This window comes from Janthinobacterium sp. GW822-FHT07A03 (genome assembly GCF_058798815.1).
In genome coordinates this window covers 145,601-162,731 of sequence record NZ_JBXAKW010000001.1, presented here as the reverse complement: position 1 = coordinate 162,731, position 17,131 = coordinate 145,601, and the positions used below count along the sequence as shown (strand labels likewise).

Genomic DNA, 17,131 nt, shown 5'->3' with positions numbered 1-17,131 from the left:
ACCATGTTGCAGCAAATCTTCAGCCACACTCCCCTCTACGTCTGGGCCATCCTGGGCTTTCTCGTGTACCGGGGCGTGCTGGCCAGCCGCGCGCGCGAAGTGACCTTGCGCAAACTGTGCATCATTCCCCTGGTCATGCTGGCCCTGTCCCTGAGCGGCGTGCATGGCAGCTTCGGCCTGGCCGGCGCGGCGCCATTCGCCTGGGTAAGCGGCGCCCTGGCCGGTGCGGCGCTGGCCTGGACGCTGGTCGATGCGCGCAAGATCGTCGCCATTCCCGAGCGGACCAGCGTGCAGCGCCCCGGCAGCTGGGTGCCGTTGATGTTGATGATGAGCATTTTCTGCATGAAATATGCGGTGGCCGTGACCCTGGCCATCGCGCCGGCCTACGCCCATGCGACCGGCTTCATCGTGCCCGTCTGCCTCGCCTATGGCTGCTTCAGCGGCATCTTCCTCGGCGGCTTGCTGCGCACCGTGGCCGTGTACCGCCAGGCACATATGACAAGCGGCCCGCAAGGGGCCTCCGTGTAAGACAAGTGCAAATGCCGGCGAACGCCGGCTATCACCTTAGTAGGCCAAGGTACGCACGCCTTCCGGCATGCCCAGCAGGCAGACATTCGCGCCGCGCACGGCGAACAGGCCGACGGCAATGACGCCGACGATCTGGTTGATCTGCTGTTCCAGCGCCACCGGGTCGGCAATCTGCAAGCCCAGCACGTCGATGATCTCGCCGCCATTGTCGGTGATGAATGCTTCGGTGCTGCCGGCCTTCAGGCGCAAGCGGGGCGTGCCGCCCAGCGCGGCCAGCTGGCGCGAGACGGCGGCGCGCGCCATCGGCACCACTTCCACGGGCAGCGGGAAGGCGCCCAGGGTCTCGACGAGCTTGGAGCCGTCGGCGATGCAGACGAACTGTTTCGCGACGGAAGCGACGATCTTCTCGCGCGTCAATGCCGCGCCGCCGCCCTTGATCATGGCGCCGCTGGCCGTGATCTCGTCGGCGCCGTCGATGTAGACGGCGATCGACTCGACGTCGTTCAGGTCGAAGACGGGAATGCCATGGCCAGCCAGACGGGCTGCCGTCGCTTCGGACGACGCAACCGTACCCTTGATGCGGTCCTTGATCTTGGCCAGTTCATCGATGAAAAAGTTGGCGGTGGAACCGGTGCCGACACCGATGATTTCACCGTCCACCACATAGGCTATGGCGGCGCGGGCTACGGCTTGCTTCAATTCGTCTTGGGTCATGGCAAAAAAAGGCTAAAGTGAGGAATCCTGCTATTTTAACGGATTGCCAGCCCGGCCAGCCGGCCATGATGACTGGCCATGCGATTGAATACAACAGGCAAGCGAAAAAGCTTTGCCTCAGGGCAATTCCCCAGCCAATTACTCTCTATGCCCTTTAAAATATGCGAAAATGGCACGATTGACCGATATGACGTTTCAGGAATAGCCAATGAATCACAGTAAACAGGTACTTGTTGTCGATGACAGCCGGGTTTCACGTTTGATGTCGCATCAGTTCATCCTCAGCAAACATGCCGACTGGCAAGTGATTGAGGCGGCGACGGGTGAAGAAGCCCTGGAAAAAGTCAAGACAGCCACCCCTGTCCTGATATTACTGGATGTCAATATGCCCGGCATGGGCGGCGTGGCGGCGGCGGAACAATTGCGCGTGCTGTGCCCGCAAACGCACATCGTTCTCGTCACGGCGAATGTGCAAAACGCCATCCGCAACCGCGCCAGCGAAATGCAAGTCGGTTTCATGGAAAAACCGATCACGGAAACCCGCATCCACCAGCTGATCGAGTCACTGGGACTGTGAGCATGGTCAATCTCTCCGAACTGGAAAACGATGCCCTCGTGGAGATATTCAACATCGGGGTGGGCCATGCGGCCGCCGCGATGAGCGAGATCGTCAATGAAGAAGTCACCATGTCGGTGCCGTCGATCACTTTCCTGAACCGTGCCGACGCGGCCGCCCTGCTGGGCAGCAAGAAGGATGGCGAACGCATCTGCGGCGTCAGCCAGCATTACGATGGCGCTTTCGCCACCGAAGCCATCCTGATGTTTCCCGAAGACAAGAGCCTGGAAATCGTGCGCCTGATGGTGGGCGACGCCATGCCGCTGCAGGAACTGACGGAGATGGAACAGGAGGCGATGAGCGAGATCGGCAACATCATCCTGAACTCCTGCGTGGGCACCCTGGCCAACCTGTTCGACAGCGAACTGCATGGCTCGCTGCCCCTGTACCACGTGGGCACCAGCGCGGAAATCCTGTCCTCGTTCGGCGGCCAGGATGACGACGCCGTCGTGCTGATGCTGCATATCGACTTCGTGCTGTCCAAGCACCAGATCCACGGTTATGTGGCGTTCGTGCTCGACCTGTCCGCCTTGCACGACCTGAAACAGCAGGTCAGCCACTATCTGGCCAAGGTCCTGGGACAGGCGTGACGATCATGCCGGATGCCTTACACCGACTCGCCCTGCTCGAAAGCATACTCGGTGCCGTCAACCTGGGCGCCATCGTGCTCGATGAGCAGCACCGCATCGTGCTGTGGAACCACTGGATGGCGCGCCACTCGGCGTGCCAGGCCGACGCCGTGCTGGGCCAGGATTTCTTCGCCGTCTATCCGGAACTGCGCCACAAGCGCATCGATTCGGCCATCACCCAGGCCCTGCGCGACAATTTCCAGTCGCTGCTGTCGCAAACCCTGCACAAGGCGCCGTTTGCCCTGTACACGCATGGCGCGGCCGCAAGCGGGAACGACGGCGAGGAACGCATGCAGCAGGCGATCGCCGTGACACCGATCAATTTACCCGGTTCGCCGCGCCACTGCCTGATCCAGATCAATGATGTCACCATCGCCGTGGGCCGCGAAAAGCTGCTGCGCGAACAAACCATGGTGTTGCGTTCGCAAACCTTTTCCGACGGCTTGACGGGCATCGCCAACCGCCGCCACTTCGACGTGGCGATCGAGAAGGAAACGCGGCGCGCCATGCGCACCAGCAGCCCCCTGTCGCTGCTGATGATCGACATCGACCATTTCAAGGATTACAACGACCATTACGGCCACCAGCAAGGTGACGGCTGCCTGATCCGCGTGGCAGCCGAACTGGCCGCCATGCTGCAGCGTCCCACCGACCTGCTGGCGCGCTATGGCGGCGAGGAGTTCGCCGCCATCCTGCCCGACACGGACGCGGCGCAGGCGCTGCGCATGGCCGAGGCGATCCGCGAGCACGTGGCGGGGCTGCGCATTCCGCATGCCAAGACGGGCAATGAAGTCAAGCACATCACGATCAGCATCGGCATCGCCACCCAGCACCCGCAGCAGCAGCCGACCATCTCCGCCCTGATCGGTGACGCCGACCGCGCCCTGTACCTGGCCAAGGGCGCCGGGCGCAACCGCGTGATGGTGCAGCCGCTGTAAAAAAAAGCAACGCAGGGCAAAGGATTCCAGTAGACATCTTTACGGCAGGTGCGTAGACTCATCATTGATTGCAGCAACAATAACAAGAATTTATCTGTGGTATCTATCCCTGCGCATGGCGCCCCCATGCGGGACATGGCCAGGAGCGCTTGTGAATCTCGATCCTCCCCTCAGATCCGGCTTGCCGGGTGCCGGCATGGATACGACCATGGTCAACGGCATGCGCCTGCTGCTGTCGAGCGCCACCTTGCTGACCCTGTTCATCGATCCCGAAAGCGCCGGCAAGCTGAGCAAGATAACCTGGCTGATCTTTTCCGCCTACACCATGCACAGCCTGCTGCTCTACGCACTGGCCGTGCTGGGCTTCAGCCTGCCCCAGGACATTCTGCTGTACTGGCTCGACGTGGCCTGGTATGCGCTGATCGTGTTTTCCACCAGCAGCCACAACAATTTATTCTTCCTGTTTTTTTTCTTTGCCATCCTGACCTCGTCGTTCCAGCGGGGCTTCGAGGAAGGCGCGCGCGTCACCCTGGCCTCGGCCGGCCTGTTCGCCGCCACGGCCCTGTTCGGCGAATCGGATGCGGAACTGTCGCGCCTGCTGCTGCGCACCACCTTCCTGCTGGCGCTCGGCTACATGATCGCCTACTGGGGCGGTTCGGCCATCACCCAGCGCAGCCACCTGGCGCTGCTGCGCGATGTCAGCCAGCTGTCCAATCCGCGCTTCGGCGTCGACCAGACCATTACCTCGGTGCTGGAAAAAACCCGCAGTTATTTCAACGGCCGCAGTTGCCTGCTGGTCATGCAGGACAAGGGCACGCGGGTCTGGTCGCTGCGCAGCGTGCTGCAAACGGCAACGGGCGTCGTGCATACCAGCTCGCTCCTCAGCGACGACGCGGCCAGTCCCCTGCTCGCTTTCCCGCACGATAAAATCGCGCTGTACAACCAGCCCGCCGGCCCCTGGCTGCCGTGGATAGGCGGCGCGCGCATGCTCGATCCCGACAGCGGACGCTGGCTGCGGCACGACGACGCGGCGGGCGCCCGCCTGGCCGAACTGCTCGAAGCGCATGCCTTCATCAGCGCACCGCTGCCCCTGCGCAATGGCAAAGGCCGCATCTTTATCGTCTCCGCCACCAGCATGAGCAAGACGGACGCCCTGTTTCTCAGCCATATCGGCGCGCAGGCGTTTCCCGTCATTGAAAACATCAACCTGCTCGACCGCCTGGCCTCGCAGGCGGCCTCGCGCGAGCGCGAAAAGATCGCGCGCGATCTGCATGACACGGCCGTGCAGCCGTATATCGGCTTGCGCCACGGCCTGGCCGCCCTGCGCAACGAAGCCACGCCGGGCAACCCGCTGCTGCCCGAACTGGAAAAACTGATCATCATGTCGGGCCAGGTGATCGCCGACCTGCGCAGCTACGCGCGCACGTTCAAGAACGGCCAGGTGCAAAGCGAGCCGGAACTGCTGGTCGCGCTGCGCCGCCAGGCCACGCAGATCCGCGAATTCTATGGCATCGACATCGCCCTGCATATCGAGGGCGACCTGCACATCAACGACCGCCTGGCGGCCGAGGTCTTCCAGATCGTCAACGAAGGCATGAGCAATATCCGCAAGCATACGTCGGCGCGCCACGGCGCCGTCAAGCTGACCTGCGTGCAGGGCGCGCTGCACATCAGCATCGACAACGAATGCGCCGCCGCGCACGTCCCCGATTTCCTGCCCGACTCGCTGGCCGAGCGCGCCGCCGCCCTGGGCGGCACGGCCCGCGTCACGCATGGCATGCTGGGCAACACTTCCGTGCAGATCGAGATCCCCATATGAATGACTTACGCCACATGCCACCGGCCAGCCATGTCATCAGCGTCATGCTGGTGGACGATCACAAGACCATGCTGTGGGGCCTGGAGCGGCTGATCGGCGGCGAGCACTCGGGCATGCGCGTGGTCGCCACGGCGTCCGACAGCGCCGAGGCGCTGGAGCAGGCGAAGGCGCTGCAACCGGACGTGATCGTGCTGGACCTGGACCTGGGCGGCATCAGCTCGCTGGCCATCCTGCCCGCACTGGCGCAGTGCGGCAGCACGCGCGTGCTGGTGCTGACGGCCAGCCACGACCAGGCCATCCTGGACCAGACGGTACTGAAAGGCGCGCGCGGCATCGTCAGCAAGGATGCGCCGGCGGAAATGGTCCTGAAGGCCATCGAAAAGGTGTACCAGGGCGAACTGTGGCTGGAACACGCGATGCTGGGACGCATGCTGACGCAGCTGACCCAGCCCGGCGGCGGCTCGGCGCAAGCCATCGCCATCGCCAGCCTGACCCTCAAGGAAAGAAAGATCATCGCCGCGCTGGTGCACGGCAGCGGCACGCCGGCCAAGGTGCTGGCGGACCAGCTGTTCATCTCCGAGCACACCTTGCGCAATCACCTGACGTCGATCTACCGCAAGCTGGGCGTATACAACCGCCTGGAACTGTACGCCTACGCCACCAAGCACCAGCTGGGCCAATTGCCGCCCGGCGCCTGACGCCACTGTCCTCCTGCACGGCCACTGCAAGGCCGCGCCACTCCCTCACCGCCCTCCTTTCGCCAGCCACCGGCGCGGCCTGCGCGCCTGCGCCTGCGCGCCAGACTCGACCATGACAATTGTCACGAAAAAAACAAGCAGTTCCTCCTTGCAATAAAAGGAGGTTCTTCTGATGTAGATCAAGCTGCTGACTTCTATAGTGGTTTTACCGGAGTGCAAATCACCGCGCGGCCCACCACGACACGGAGCACAGCATGCGCCTTGACAAGTTTCTTCCGACAGCCCTGATCACCTATTTGCAGGGCAAGGAAAAGGCTGCGTTCTACCGCTATGCCCTGGTGGCGGCGCTCATGGCGGTGGTGTGCATCATCGGACTGCTCGCACTGGGCGAAAGCCCATGAGAGCGTAGCACCAGGAAGCAACGCTGTAAAACCGTTTTACCCACCGTCGTACCTTAACCACCACCAGGAGTTGTCATGAACCTCATCAAAAACTTTATCCGCGAAGAAGATGGCGTCACCGCAATCGAATATGGCCTGATCGCTGCCCTGATCGCCGTGGTAATCATCGCTGCCATCACCATCGTCGGCACGCAGCTGAAAAAAACCTTCAGCACCATCGGCACCAAACTCACCACCGCCAATGGCTGATGCTGTGCTGTCCGGGCCGGCCCTGCGCCAGCCCGGACTACGCTTCCCGACTTTCCCGGCACGCCCACCTTGATACCGCCTAGCGAGGCCCATCGTGAAATCTCTCTTCAGCCGTTTATCCGACGAGTCCGCCGTCACAGCGATCGAATACGCGTTGCTGGCGGGCCTGATCGCGGCATTGCTGGTGATCACGATCACCTTGCTTGGCGACCAGGTCAAGCAGCTGTTTGTCTACGTCAAGGACCAAGTGGTCCTGGCCCTGTCATGAACACCCTGCGCGCCTCGCTGCGCACCCACCGCGCCCTGCTGCTGATCGTGCTGCCGTACGCCGCCGCCGCGACCTTGCTGGCCGGCGGCCTGCCCAGCGCATCGGAGATCCTCAACGTGCTGGCCGGCTTCCTCGTGGCCATCCTCACGGGTCCCGTCTTCATCCTGTGCGGCTACACCATCCACGTCATGGTGGTGCACCGCCCGCACCGCCTGTGCCACTATCTGTACCACGATCTGCGCCGTTACCTGAGCAACGAACGCCTGCTGCATGCGCTGCCGGCACTGCTGCTGATCCCCGTCTTCGCCTCCAGCTTCACCGTCTTCAAGAGTGCCATCCCGCGCCTGCACCCCTACACCTGGGATGCCACCCTGTCCGCCTGGGACGTCGCGCTGCATGGCGGCATGGCCCCGTGGGAAAGGCTGCAGCCGCTGCTGGGCCATCCGCTGGTCACGGGCTTGCTCAACTTCAGCTACCACTTCTGGTTCTTCCTGTTCTACGCCATCCTGTACTGGCTGATCCTCGATACGCGCCGCCCGCTGCTGCGCATGCAGTTCCTGCTCAGCTTTGCGCTGACCTGGATCGTCCTGGGCAGCATCCTGGCCGTGCTGTTTGCCTCGGTCGGCCCCTGCTACTACGGCCACCTGCACGCCAGCGATCCGTATGCGCCGCTGATGGCCTACCTGCATGACGCCAACCAGCACGTCCCCGTCTGGGCCCTGCAGGTGCAGGACATGCTGTGGCAAGGCTATCAAAGCAAGGGCGCGAACGGCGAACTGGGGATCTCCGCCATGCCCAGCATGCATGTGGCCACGGCCGTGCTGATGGCCATCATGGGCTGGAAGGTCAGCCGCGCCGCAGGGATCGCCCTGTCCGCCTTCGCCGTGCTGATCCTGCTCGGCTCCATCCACCTGGGCTGGCACTATGCGCTCGACGGCTATGTGGGTGCGGCCGGCGCGGCGCTGGTGTGGCGCCTGGTGGGACGGCTGCTGGGCAGCCAGGCCGCTGCACCGGCCATGCACGTGGCCACGGCGCCCTGCATGAGCAAGGAAGGACTGACGTCATGAACGCCCACCTGCCCATGCTGCTGTGCCTGGCCGCGCTGGCCACCCTGCTCGCCGCCGCCCTGTGGCACGACCTGCGCACGCGCCGCATCCCGAACCGGCTGGTGCTGTGGGGCACGCTGGCAGGCTTGATCCTCAACGGCTTCGTGCCATCGGGCGCCGGCCTGTTCGATGCCTCCTTCGGCGGCCTGGGACTGCTGCAGGCGCTGGCCGGCGCCGCCGCCGGACTGGCCCTGCTGCTGCCCATGTACCTGCTGCGCGCCCTGGGCGCCGGCGACGTCAAGCTGATGGCCATGTGCGGCGCCTTCCTCGGTCCCGACGCCGTGCTCGAAGCGGCCCTGCTGACCTTCCTGTGCGGCGGCGTGCTGGCCCTGGCCGCCGCGCTGGCCGGCCAGCGCCTGCGCCAGGTGCTGAAAAACACCTATCACATGATGCTGGGCGCGCTGCTGCACAGCCTTGCCGGCGGCGCCGCCACGATCGCCGAACCGCCGCCGGCCACCGGCAAGCTGGCCTACGCCTTCGCCATCGCCAGCGGCACCGGCTTGCAGGTATTCCTGCAGTACACCCACCTGTGGAGCCTGCGCTGAAACGCGCCGCCTGCCCGCCACCCTAGGACACGACCATGAACACCATCGCCACCCTCTGCCACTCCCGCGGCGCCAGCCTGTTCACCAGCATCACCATGGCCTGCCTGTGGGCGTTCTTCGCCAGCGCCCACGTGATGGGATTCCTGCACAGCGGCGACTGGAGCTATCTGCTGTTCTGCGCCGCCGAAACCCTGGCCGCCCTGTTCTTCATCGTGCGTTCGGCCCCCGTCAGCGTCTCCACCGATGCGGGCGACTGGCTGCTGGCCATCGGCGCCACCTTCGCCCCCTTCCTCCTGTCCCCCGCCGACATGGCCATCTGGCCCGGCGCGCGCTACCTGCTGGCCGTCGGCAGCCTGCTGCAGATCGCCGGCCTGCTGTCGCTGAACCGCAGCTTCGGCCTGGTGGCGGCGCAGCGCGAGATCAAGACGGGCGGCGTCTACCGCGTGATACGCCATCCGCTGTATGCCAGCTACCTGATTTCCCTGAGCGGCTACCTGCTGGCCAACACCTCGTCCGCCAACACCGTCACCTATGTCGCGACGATGAGCATGATGGTGGCGCGCCTGCTGCGCGAAGAGCGTTTCCTGTCCACCGACGTGCGCTATCGCGTCTACATGCGCCAGGTGAAGTACCGCCTGCTGCCCTTCATTTTCTGATATCCGGCCACCCGAGCAAGAGGAGTATCCATCATGCCTGACACCTATCCAGAACGCAGCGACGGCGGCGGCGTCGAACCGGCGGCCAAGCGCGCGCCACGCACGGTCGAGGAAACGGGATTGCCCTTCCTGTTCCTGGTCGAACTGCTGGTCAAGATACTCTTCCTGCGCGGCCAGATCGGCCTGCCCGCCCTGTCGACGCATGTAAAACTGGGCGCCGGCGTGCTTGAACCGCTGCTCACCTTCATGCGCGCCGAAAAACTGTGCGAAGCGCGCCGCAACGGCGGCAGCGGCACCGACGCCGACCTGTATTACCTGCTGGGCGACCAGGGCCGCCTGCGCGCCGCCGAGTACATGCGCCGCAACGCCTACAGCGGTCCCGCCCCCGTCACCCTGGCCGATTACAGCAACCAGGTGCTGGCGCAAAGCGTGGCCGACATGCATGTCACCCGCGACGACGTGCAGCGCGAATTCCGCGACGTGGTGGCCAGTTCGTCCGTGCTCGACCAGCTGGGCGCGGCCATGAATTCCGGGCGCGCCCTGTTCTTCCACGGCCCTGCCGGCAGCGGCAAGAGCTACCTGGCCGAGCGCCTGAACGGCTTGCTCAGCGGCGCCATCGCCCTGCCCCATGCCGTGATGGTCGACGGCGAAGTGCTGCCCTTCCTCGACCCCATGCTGCACACCCTGTCAAGCAAAGGCCTCGTGCCATCCGATCCCCGCTGGGTGCGCGCCGAACGTCCCGCCGTGCTGACGGGCGGCGAGCTGACGCTCGACATGCTGGACCTGCAGTTCGACCAGGGCACCCGCCTGTACCAGGCACCGCCGCACCTGAAGGCCAACAACGGCATCTTCATCATCGACGACCTGGGGCGCCAGCGCTGCTCGCCCGTGGAACTGATGAACCGCTGGATCGTGCCGATGGCGCGCCATATCGATTACCTGTCGCTGCACACGGGCTACAAATTCCCCGTGCCATTCGACGTCATCGTCGTGTTCTCGTCGAACCTGGCGCCGCAGCAGCTGGCCGACGACTCCTTCCTGCGCCGCATCGGCTACAAGATCCACGTGGGTCCCCTGAGCGCCTACCACTACCTGGCCGTGTTCCGCAGCACCTGCGCCCAGCTGGGCATCAATTTCGACGAAGCCTCCTACACCTACCTGCTGCACCTGCATAGCCTCTACAAGCGGCCCTTGCTGGCCTGCTATCCGCGCGACATCCTCGCGCAGGTCTGCGACCAGGCGCGCTATGAAGACCACCCGGCGCAACTGTCCCCGGAAGTCCTGTTCTGGGCATGGGAAAACTATTTCGGCAGCGATGACGACCTTGCAAGCACACATAACGGACCGGCAGCGGTCCAGCACAAAGGGGAAGCAAAATGAGAAACGCACGCGCTCTGACGATGATGGCCATTGCGGTCATCCTGGCGTTCGCCGCGGTCATCGTGGCCGCGCGCTGGATCAATGCCCAAGCCTCGGGCAACATCAACAAGGTGGCCGTGGCCCAGGTCGACATCAGCCTGGGGGCGCGTCTCACGCCCGACATGGTGCGCATGGTCGACTGGCCATCGAACGCGCTGCCGCCCGGCGCCATCAACGATCCGAAACTGCTGGAAACGCGCGTCACGCGCACCAGCATCCAGCACGGCGAACCGATCATGGAAGGCAAGCTGGCGCCTCCCGGCACGCAAGGCGGCCTGTCGGCCGTCGTCGCCGAGGGCAAGCGCGCCATGACCGTGCGCGTCAACGACGTGGTGGGCGTGGCCGGCTTCGCCCTGCCCGGCAACTTCGTCGACATTCTCGTCAACACCCAGGGCGAAGGGGCCCGCAAGACGCCGGACCGCGATCCGAACATTTCCAAGATCGTGCTCGAACGCATCCTCGTGCTGGCCATCGCCCAGGAATCGAGCCGCGACGACACCAAGCCGAAGGTGGTCAATGCCGTGACCCTGGAGCTGACGCCGGATCAGGCTGAAAAACTCGACCTGGCGCGCAGCGTGGGCACCCTGTCGCTGGTGCTGCGCAATCAGGTTGAGGACAAACCCGTCAACACGGAAGGCGCCACCAAGTCCAGCTTGCTCGATGAAAAGGTCGCCATGGCAGCCCCCGCCGCCATGGTGCAAGCCAAGCCGCTGCCACGCCGCCGTCCTGCCGCCGCACCCGCACCACAGGCCGGTCCACGCGTCGATGTCATCAAGGGGCTGGAACGCAGCTCCCAACAATTCTAACCTGCACCAGAGGAGTCACGCCATGAGCACATATTGCACAGCAAGCGGAAGCCGGGTACTCAGCCTGGCGCTTGCCCTCGCCATGATCGGCGCCCTGGCGCCCCAGGCACGCGGCGAACCCGTCGCCGCTGCCGCCACCGCTGCTGGCGCCGACACCGGGGCCGCCAAAAGCAGCCGCGCCGCCGCCCGGCCCAGGGCCACGCCGCCGCAAAGCGAATCGCGCGCCGGCCGCACCGAGATGGCGCCGCAAATGAGCCTGGCCGAAGGCAAGTCGACCCTGATGCGCCTGCCGTTCGCCGCCAGCCGCATGTCCGTCGGCGACCCGCGCATCGCCGACGTCATCCTGCTCAACCCCAACGAGGTATACCTGCTGGGCCGCTCCGTCGGCACCACCAACCTGATCCTGTGGAACAAGAGCAATGACGCCACCATCATCGACCTGGCCGTCGGCATCGACAGCAGCAGCCTGCAGGCACGCATGGCTGAACTGCTGCCGAACGAAAAGATCCACGTCACGGTGGCGGGCGACACCCTGATCCTGTCGGGCATGGTCAGCGATGTCGTCAAGGCCGACCAGGCCCTGTCGCTGGCCAACGCCTATGTACAGCGCAGCGCCCGCAGCGGCAGCGCCGCCTCCGGCGCCGCACCAGCCGCGGGCGCGGGCGCCGCCGCTGCCGCTCCCGCCGCCACGCCCGATGCGGGCATGCCGCGCGTGATCAACCTGCTGTCGATCGCCGCGCCGCAGCAGGTGATGCTGGAAGTGAAGGTGGCCGAAGTGTCGAAGGTGCTGGTCGACCAGCTGGGCGCCAGCCTGGGCATCAACAAGACCATCGGCAGCTGGTCGTATTCGCTGCTGTCCAGCCTGCTCAGCAACAATCCCAGCGGTTTGAGCGGCGCCAGCAAGAACAACTTCTTCAACCTCGACGCGCAAAAGCGCGATGGCCTGATCAAGGTGCTGGCCGAACCGAACATCATGGCCATCAGCGGCCAGGAGGCCAGCTTCCTGGCCGGCGGCAAGATCTTCATCCCCGTCAGCCAGAGCAACAATAACGGCGTGCCCACCATCACGCTGGAAGAGAAGGAGTTCGGCGTGGCCGTGAAATTCACGCCCACCGTGCTCGATGGGGGGCGCATCAACCTGAAGGTGGCGCCCGAAGTGTCGGACCTGAACAAGGACGGCATCGGCATCACCGCCACCGGCATCTCGGCCACGGCCATCCTGCCCTCGTTCACGACGCGGCGCGCCACCACCACGGTACAGCTGTTCGACGGCCAGAGCTTCGCCATCGGCGGCCTGATCAAGAACAACGTGACCAGCAATATCAAGGCCCTGCCAGGCCTGGGCGAAGTGCCCGTGCTGGGCGCCCTGTTCCGCAGCACGGACTTCCAGACGGACCGCTCGGAACTGGTCTTCATCATCACGCCGCACCTGGTCAAGCCGCTGCCAGCCGACTACAAGCTGCCCACCGACGGCTACATCCAGCCGACACGCGGCGACATGTTCATGCAGGGAAAAATGGAAGGCAGCGCACCGGCGCCCGCCCCCGCAGCGCCGGCAGCGCCGGCAGCACCGATGCAGCCGCAAGCGGCCGCGCCCCAGTCCGCCGGCTTCGACCTCAAATAGGAGAACACCATGAAAACCGCACATTGCCTGCCTTGCGCCGCCCTGTTATGCCTGCTGGCCGGCTGCGCCGCCACCACCACGCCCGTGCTCGATTCGCACTTCGGCGAATCGGTGGCCCTGCTCAAGGCGCAGCAGATCATGTATCCGGACGCCTACCGCAACATGGACCCCGTCAGCGGCATCGACGGCAAGGCCGGCGCGAGCGCCTACCAGCGCTACCAGAAATCGTTCGCGGCGCCGGAACCGCAGCCGAATGTCTTCACCATCGGCGTGGGCGGACGCCAGTAGGCGCCAGTTTCGCGACGCACTTTCCCCAGGCCACCAGGAGACAGCCATGAACACCGCATTCCGCAGGCACGACAGGCAGCAGGGCGCGATCGCCATCGTGCTGGGGCTGACCCTGGTGGTGCTGTTCGCCATGGGCGGCCTGGTGCTGGACCTGGGCCACCTGTACATCGCCAAAACGGAACTGCAGAACGGCGCCGACAGCGCCGCCCTGGCGGGCGCCGTGGAACTCAATCAAAGCGCCGCCGGCATCGACAACGCGCAGACCAAGGCCATCGCCATCGCGCAAAAGAACCGCTATGACTTTTCCACCACCCTGACCATCACGGCCGCCAACATCAGCTTTGGCCCCAGCCCGGACGGTCCCTGGTCGTCCGGCGCCAGCGCCCGCACCAGCCCGCAGGGAATGACCTTCATCCAGGTCGACACGGGCAGCAAGACCTTCGCCACCTACCTGATGGGCATCGCCGGCATCGCCAGCACCAGCACCTCGGGCGTAGCCGTGGCGGGACGTTTCGTCAACGACGTCACGCCGATCGGCGTGTGCGCCGTCGATCCGGCCAACAAGACGGCGCAATACACGTATCCGGCCGCGCCGGCCGGCACAGGCCTGACGGAACTGGTCGAATTCGGCTTTCGCCGCGGCGTCACCTACAACCTGTTCGGCCTCAATCCGCTGGGCGGCCCGTCCGATCCCTACCTGATCAACCCTGTCGACGCGCCGCCCGGCAGCTGCAGCGCCTCGCACGCGAGCGCCGCCTCCACCGCGCCATTCATGTGCACGGGCAGCAGCGCCGTCATCACCAGCGGCACGGGCCAGGTCTACACGAACACGGGGCTGACGGCTTCGCTGGCCGCCTCGCTCAATTCGCGCTTCGACGACTACGGCGGGCCATCCGTGTGCGACCCCGCGACGGCGCCGCCCGACACCAACATCAAGGAATATCCGTGCGTGGGCGCCGCGTCGCCCTGCGCCGCCGCTGCCGCCAACTCGCCGCCCACCGGCTGGATGCAGCCGGGCGCCAGCACCTTGCCCAGCCAGCAGCCGGTCAGCCTTGCCGGCAACAAGCCGAATTACCAGCTGCCGTCGGCCGGCCCCGTCCCGGCGCCCTCGGCCACGTTCGCCCAGTTCGCCGGCTACGGCGTGCTGTGGTCGTATGGCCCCGCCTACCAAAGCAATGGCGCCACCCCGGCCAAGGCCGGCACGGCCTACAGCGTCGCGGACGGCAACGCCAACCCCATGTACAGCACGGCCAAGGCGAATTACTTCGACACGGCCAGCTATCCCGTCAGCCCCGGCGCAGGCTTTCCTGCCACTACGCCGCCTGCGCCGTACAACCAGACCAGCGGCCCCACGTTCCAGGCGCCGTCGGCGGCACATCCGGGCCAGCGCAACCGCCGCATCCTCAACGTGGTGCTGGTCGACTGCCGCACGGCGCCCGTCGGGCCGGCCTCGTGCGGCACCATGAATGCGGTGGGCATCGGCAAATTCTTCATGACGATGAAAGCCGATTTCAGCGGCGGAACCAAGCGCCTCGACGTCGAGTTCGCGGGCCTGATCGAGCCCGTGCCGAATTCCGAAATCAAACTCTACAAGTGAGGCGGCCATGCGCATCCACCTTTCCCCTATCAGCCAGCGCGGTGGCGCCGCCGTCGAATTCGGCATCGTGCTGGCCCTGCTGGTCACGCTGCTGGCCGGCATCTTCGGCTTTGGCCGCGCCTTCTGGTACTACGACGCGCTGAACAAGGCCACGCGCGATGCGGCGCGCAACATGTCCGTCAAGGCCAAGGCCGGCATCGCCTCGCAGGGCGTGCCTGCCGCCAAACAGACGGTGGCCGATGCGGCCGTCAGCGCCGGCATCAGCGACTTCACCACGGCCAACGTGACGGTCACCTGCCTGGACGCGGCATTCAACGACAGCAGCTGCACCGATGGCACGGCGCCGGGCGGCATCCGCGTCGAAGTCGTCAACTACACGCTGTCGGTAGGCCAGTACCTGCCCTTCGTGATCGGCGCGGCCAGCACCTATGCCACGCCGCTCGCACCGCGCACCACCATGCGCTACATGCTGTAAGGAGAACGCAATGCGCCACCGCCTTTCATCGTCTCCTCCAGCCGGGCGCCAGCGCGGCGCCGCCGCCGTCGAATTCGCCCTGGTGTCGCTGCTGTTCTTCACCCTGCTGTTCGGCATCCTCGAATTCGGCCGCATGCTGTACCTGTACAACACGGTGCAGGAAGTGAGCCGCCGCGCCGCGCGCGAAGCGGTGGTGCGCTGGATCGACCAGACCGACGCCGTCAAGACCCTGGCCCTGTTCGGCGGCACCGCCCTGCCGGCCGCCCCGGAACTGACGGCCGCCAATATCACCATCAGCTACCTGAACAAGAGCGGTGCCGAAGTAACCTTGCCGCCGACTGACCCGGGCGACAACCTGTCGGCCTGCGGCGACAACACACGCACGGCCAGCTGCATCGACAGCGTGCGCGTCTCGATCGACAACGTCAGCTATACGCCGATGGTCAGCCTGTTCGGTTTTCTGAATATCGCCGTGCCGGCCTCGGTGGTGGTCATGCACGCCGAAAGCCTGGGCTTCCAGATCAACTGAACGCTTTTACCGGGGAGTACCAAGTGAATATCGTCATCGTCTCGAAGAATGAAGTCCAGCTCAAGCGCCTTACCCGTTTGCTGCGCGAACGCAGCGCGGCCGACCGCGTCACCCTGCTGGCGAGCATACCGGATGTGTTCGACAACGGCGTCACGCCGGACTTGCTGCTGCTGGAGCAGGAACAGACGGGCGAAGCGGAGCTGGAACGGCTCGAGCTGCTGGGCGGACGCCATCCGAACCTGGCCCTCATCGTGCAATGTCCGCAGCAAAGTCCGCAATTCCTGCTGCGCTCGATGCGCGCCGGCGTGCGCGAAGTGCTGCAGCCCGACGACGACGCGGCCCTGTGCGCCGCCCTGCGCCGCATCGAAGACAAGCTGCAAAAACAGGTCACGCGCAAGGGCCAGGTGCTGGCCTTCGTCTCGTGCAAGGGCGGCAGCGGCGCCACTTTCATCGCCGCCAACCTCGGCTACGCGCTGGCCGCCGGCGAGCAGCGCAAGGTGGCGCTGTTCGACCTGAACCTGCAGTTCGGCGACGCCGCCCTGTTCGTTTCAGACCACAAGCCGGCCGCCACCCTGTCGCAGCTGTCGCAGCAGATCGTGCGCCTCGACGCCTCGCTGCTCAGCGCCAGCATGATCCAGATCACGCCCGCCTACAGCGTGCTGGCCGCCGCCGACGACCCGGCCCATGCGGCCGACGTCGAGGCCGACCATATCGACCGTTTGCTGACCCTGGCGCGCAGCCAGTACGACTACATCCTGCTCGACGTGGGGCGCGGACTCGACCCCGTCAGCGTGCGCGCACTGGACCGGGCCGACCTGATCTTCCCCGTGCTGCAGGCAACCTTGCCGTATGTGCGCGACGGCAAGCGCCTGCTCGACGTGTTCCGCGGCCTCGGCTACCGCGAAGACAAGATCCGCCTGATCCTGAACCGCTATGCCAGCAGCGACAGCATCCGCGTGGCCGACCTGGAAGCGGCGTATGGCAAGCACGTCTACAAGTCCATCCCCAACCACTACGAAGCGGTGGCCGCTTCCGTCAGCCAGGGCGTGCCCATCCTCAAGCTGACGCCGCACAACGCCGTCTCGCGCGCCCTGCAGGAACTGGCTGCCAGCCTGGCCGGCGAAACCCCGCCCGCCGCGCAAGGCTGGGTTTCGCGGCTGCTGGCGCGCGCCTGAGGCTCCAGCCCGATACTCAAGCCTGATACGCCCCCACTTACCGGAGACCGA

At 65.3% G+C, this 17,131-nt stretch carries 21 protein-coding genes; 20 read left to right on the top strand and 1 reads right to left on the bottom strand.

Features of this window, described 5'->3' with window-relative positions:
* The first annotated feature begins 3 nt into the window (after nt 1-3).
* Nucleotides 4-528 (top strand): DUF6622 family protein, encoded by a 525-nt coding sequence (locus AC1RJW_RS00795; RefSeq protein ID WP_493042663.1) that lies wholly within the window; start codon nt 4-6, stop codon nt 526-528.
* Between the two features lie 36 nt (nt 529-564).
* Here the strand turns inward: AC1RJW_RS00795 and rpiA are convergent, their stop codons facing one another.
* Complete coding sequence (rpiA, locus tag AC1RJW_RS00790) at nt 565-1,242, bottom strand: ribose-5-phosphate isomerase RpiA (protein ID WP_489630102.1); 678 nt, start codon at nt 1,240-1,242, stop codon at nt 565-567.
* 208 nt (nt 1,243-1,450) lie between these two features.
* Here rpiA and AC1RJW_RS00785 point away from each other — a divergent pair, with 208 nt between their 5' ends.
* The 19 genes from AC1RJW_RS00785 to AC1RJW_RS00695 all read left to right on the top strand — a co-directional run bounded on the left by AC1RJW_RS00785 (nt 1,451) and on the right by AC1RJW_RS00695 (nt 17,080).
* Nucleotides 1,451-1,819: a response regulator gene (locus AC1RJW_RS00785; protein WP_493042660.1), complete on the top strand. Its 369-nt coding sequence runs from the start codon at nt 1,451-1,453 to the stop codon at nt 1,817-1,819.
* 2 nt (nt 1,820-1,821) lie between these two features.
* A complete protein-coding gene (locus tag AC1RJW_RS00780; protein WP_475416827.1) occupies nt 1,822-2,448 on the top strand; it encodes a chemotaxis protein CheC in 627 nt (208 codons plus the stop codon).
* Between the two features lie 5 nt (nt 2,449-2,453).
* Complete coding sequence (locus AC1RJW_RS00775) at nt 2,454-3,425, top strand: diguanylate cyclase (protein WP_493042657.1); 972 nt, start codon at nt 2,454-2,456, stop codon at nt 3,423-3,425.
* 151 nt (nt 3,426-3,576) lie between these two features.
* Entirely contained in the window at nt 3,577-5,244 is a 1,668-nt protein-coding gene (locus AC1RJW_RS00770) for a sensor histidine kinase (protein WP_493042655.1), read from the top strand.
* On the top strand, nt 5,241-5,942 hold the full coding sequence (locus AC1RJW_RS00765) for a response regulator (RefSeq protein ID WP_493042652.1): 702 nt from the start codon (nt 5,241-5,243) through the stop codon (nt 5,940-5,942). The genes AC1RJW_RS00770 and AC1RJW_RS00765 overlap by 4 nt, the downstream gene beginning before the upstream one ends.
* 254 nt (nt 5,943-6,196) lie before the next feature.
* The gene (locus tag AC1RJW_RS00760; protein WP_157814672.1) at nt 6,197-6,343 is read left to right on the top strand and encodes a hypothetical protein; all 147 of its coding nucleotides are present in this window, start codon (nt 6,197-6,199) and stop codon (nt 6,341-6,343) included.
* Nucleotides 6,344-6,418: 75 nt separating this feature from the next.
* A complete protein-coding gene (locus AC1RJW_RS00755) occupies nt 6,419-6,592 on the top strand; it encodes a Flp family type IVb pilin (protein ID WP_071322445.1) in 174 nt (57 codons plus the stop codon).
* Between the two features lie 94 nt (nt 6,593-6,686).
* The gene (locus AC1RJW_RS00750) at nt 6,687-6,860 is read left to right on the top strand and encodes a Flp family type IVb pilin (protein ID WP_493042649.1); all 174 of its coding nucleotides are present in this window, start codon (nt 6,687-6,689) and stop codon (nt 6,858-6,860) included.
* A complete protein-coding gene (locus AC1RJW_RS00745; RefSeq protein ID WP_493042647.1) occupies nt 6,857-7,927 on the top strand; it encodes a phosphatase PAP2 family protein in 1,071 nt (356 codons plus the stop codon). Before AC1RJW_RS00750 ends, AC1RJW_RS00745 begins: the two co-directional genes overlap by 4 nt.
* On the top strand, nt 7,924-8,511 hold the full coding sequence (locus AC1RJW_RS00740; RefSeq protein ID WP_493042646.1) for an A24 family peptidase: 588 nt from the start codon (nt 7,924-7,926) through the stop codon (nt 8,509-8,511). Before AC1RJW_RS00745 ends, AC1RJW_RS00740 begins: the two co-directional genes overlap by 4 nt.
* Nucleotides 8,512-8,546: 35 nt before the next feature.
* The gene (locus tag AC1RJW_RS00735) at nt 8,547-9,167 is read left to right on the top strand and encodes a methyltransferase family protein (protein ID WP_493042644.1); all 621 of its coding nucleotides are present in this window, start codon (nt 8,547-8,549) and stop codon (nt 9,165-9,167) included.
* Between the two features lie 33 nt (nt 9,168-9,200).
* Complete coding sequence (locus tag AC1RJW_RS00730; RefSeq protein WP_493042642.1) at nt 9,201-10,547, top strand: DUF8689 domain-containing protein; 1,347 nt, start codon at nt 9,201-9,203, stop codon at nt 10,545-10,547.
* Nucleotides 10,544-11,392, top strand: a complete 849-nt coding sequence (gene cpaB, locus AC1RJW_RS00725; protein WP_070313226.1) for a Flp pilus assembly protein CpaB — start codon at nt 10,544-10,546, stop codon at nt 11,390-11,392. The genes AC1RJW_RS00730 and cpaB overlap by 4 nt, the downstream gene beginning before the upstream one ends.
* Before the next feature lie 22 nt (nt 11,393-11,414).
* Nucleotides 11,415-13,016, top strand: coding sequence for a type II and III secretion system protein family protein (locus tag AC1RJW_RS00720; protein ID WP_493042639.1), 1,602 nt, complete (start codon nt 11,415-11,417; stop codon nt 13,014-13,016).
* A gap of 9 nt (nt 13,017-13,025) precedes the next feature.
* Nucleotides 13,026-13,304, top strand: a complete 279-nt coding sequence (locus tag AC1RJW_RS00715; RefSeq protein WP_326457970.1) for a hypothetical protein — start codon at nt 13,026-13,028, stop codon at nt 13,302-13,304.
* A gap of 46 nt (nt 13,305-13,350) precedes the next feature.
* Nucleotides 13,351-14,901, top strand: coding sequence for a pilus assembly protein TadG-related protein (locus AC1RJW_RS00710; protein ID WP_493042637.1), 1,551 nt, complete (start codon nt 13,351-13,353; stop codon nt 14,899-14,901).
* A gap of 7 nt (nt 14,902-14,908) precedes the next feature.
* Nucleotides 14,909-15,376: a TadE/TadG family type IV pilus assembly protein gene (locus tag AC1RJW_RS00705; protein ID WP_493042634.1), complete on the top strand. Its 468-nt coding sequence runs from the start codon at nt 14,909-14,911 to the stop codon at nt 15,374-15,376.
* A 10-nt stretch (nt 15,377-15,386) separates the two neighbouring features.
* Nucleotides 15,387-15,905 (top strand): TadE/TadG family type IV pilus assembly protein, encoded by a 519-nt coding sequence (locus AC1RJW_RS00700; RefSeq protein ID WP_493042633.1) that lies wholly within the window; start codon nt 15,387-15,389, stop codon nt 15,903-15,905.
* 23 nt (nt 15,906-15,928) lie between these two features.
* The gene (locus tag AC1RJW_RS00695) at nt 15,929-17,080 is read left to right on the top strand and encodes a CpaE/TadZ family protein (protein ID WP_493042630.1); all 1,152 of its coding nucleotides are present in this window, start codon (nt 15,929-15,931) and stop codon (nt 17,078-17,080) included.
* The last annotated feature ends 51 nt before the right edge of the window (nt 17,081-17,131 follow it).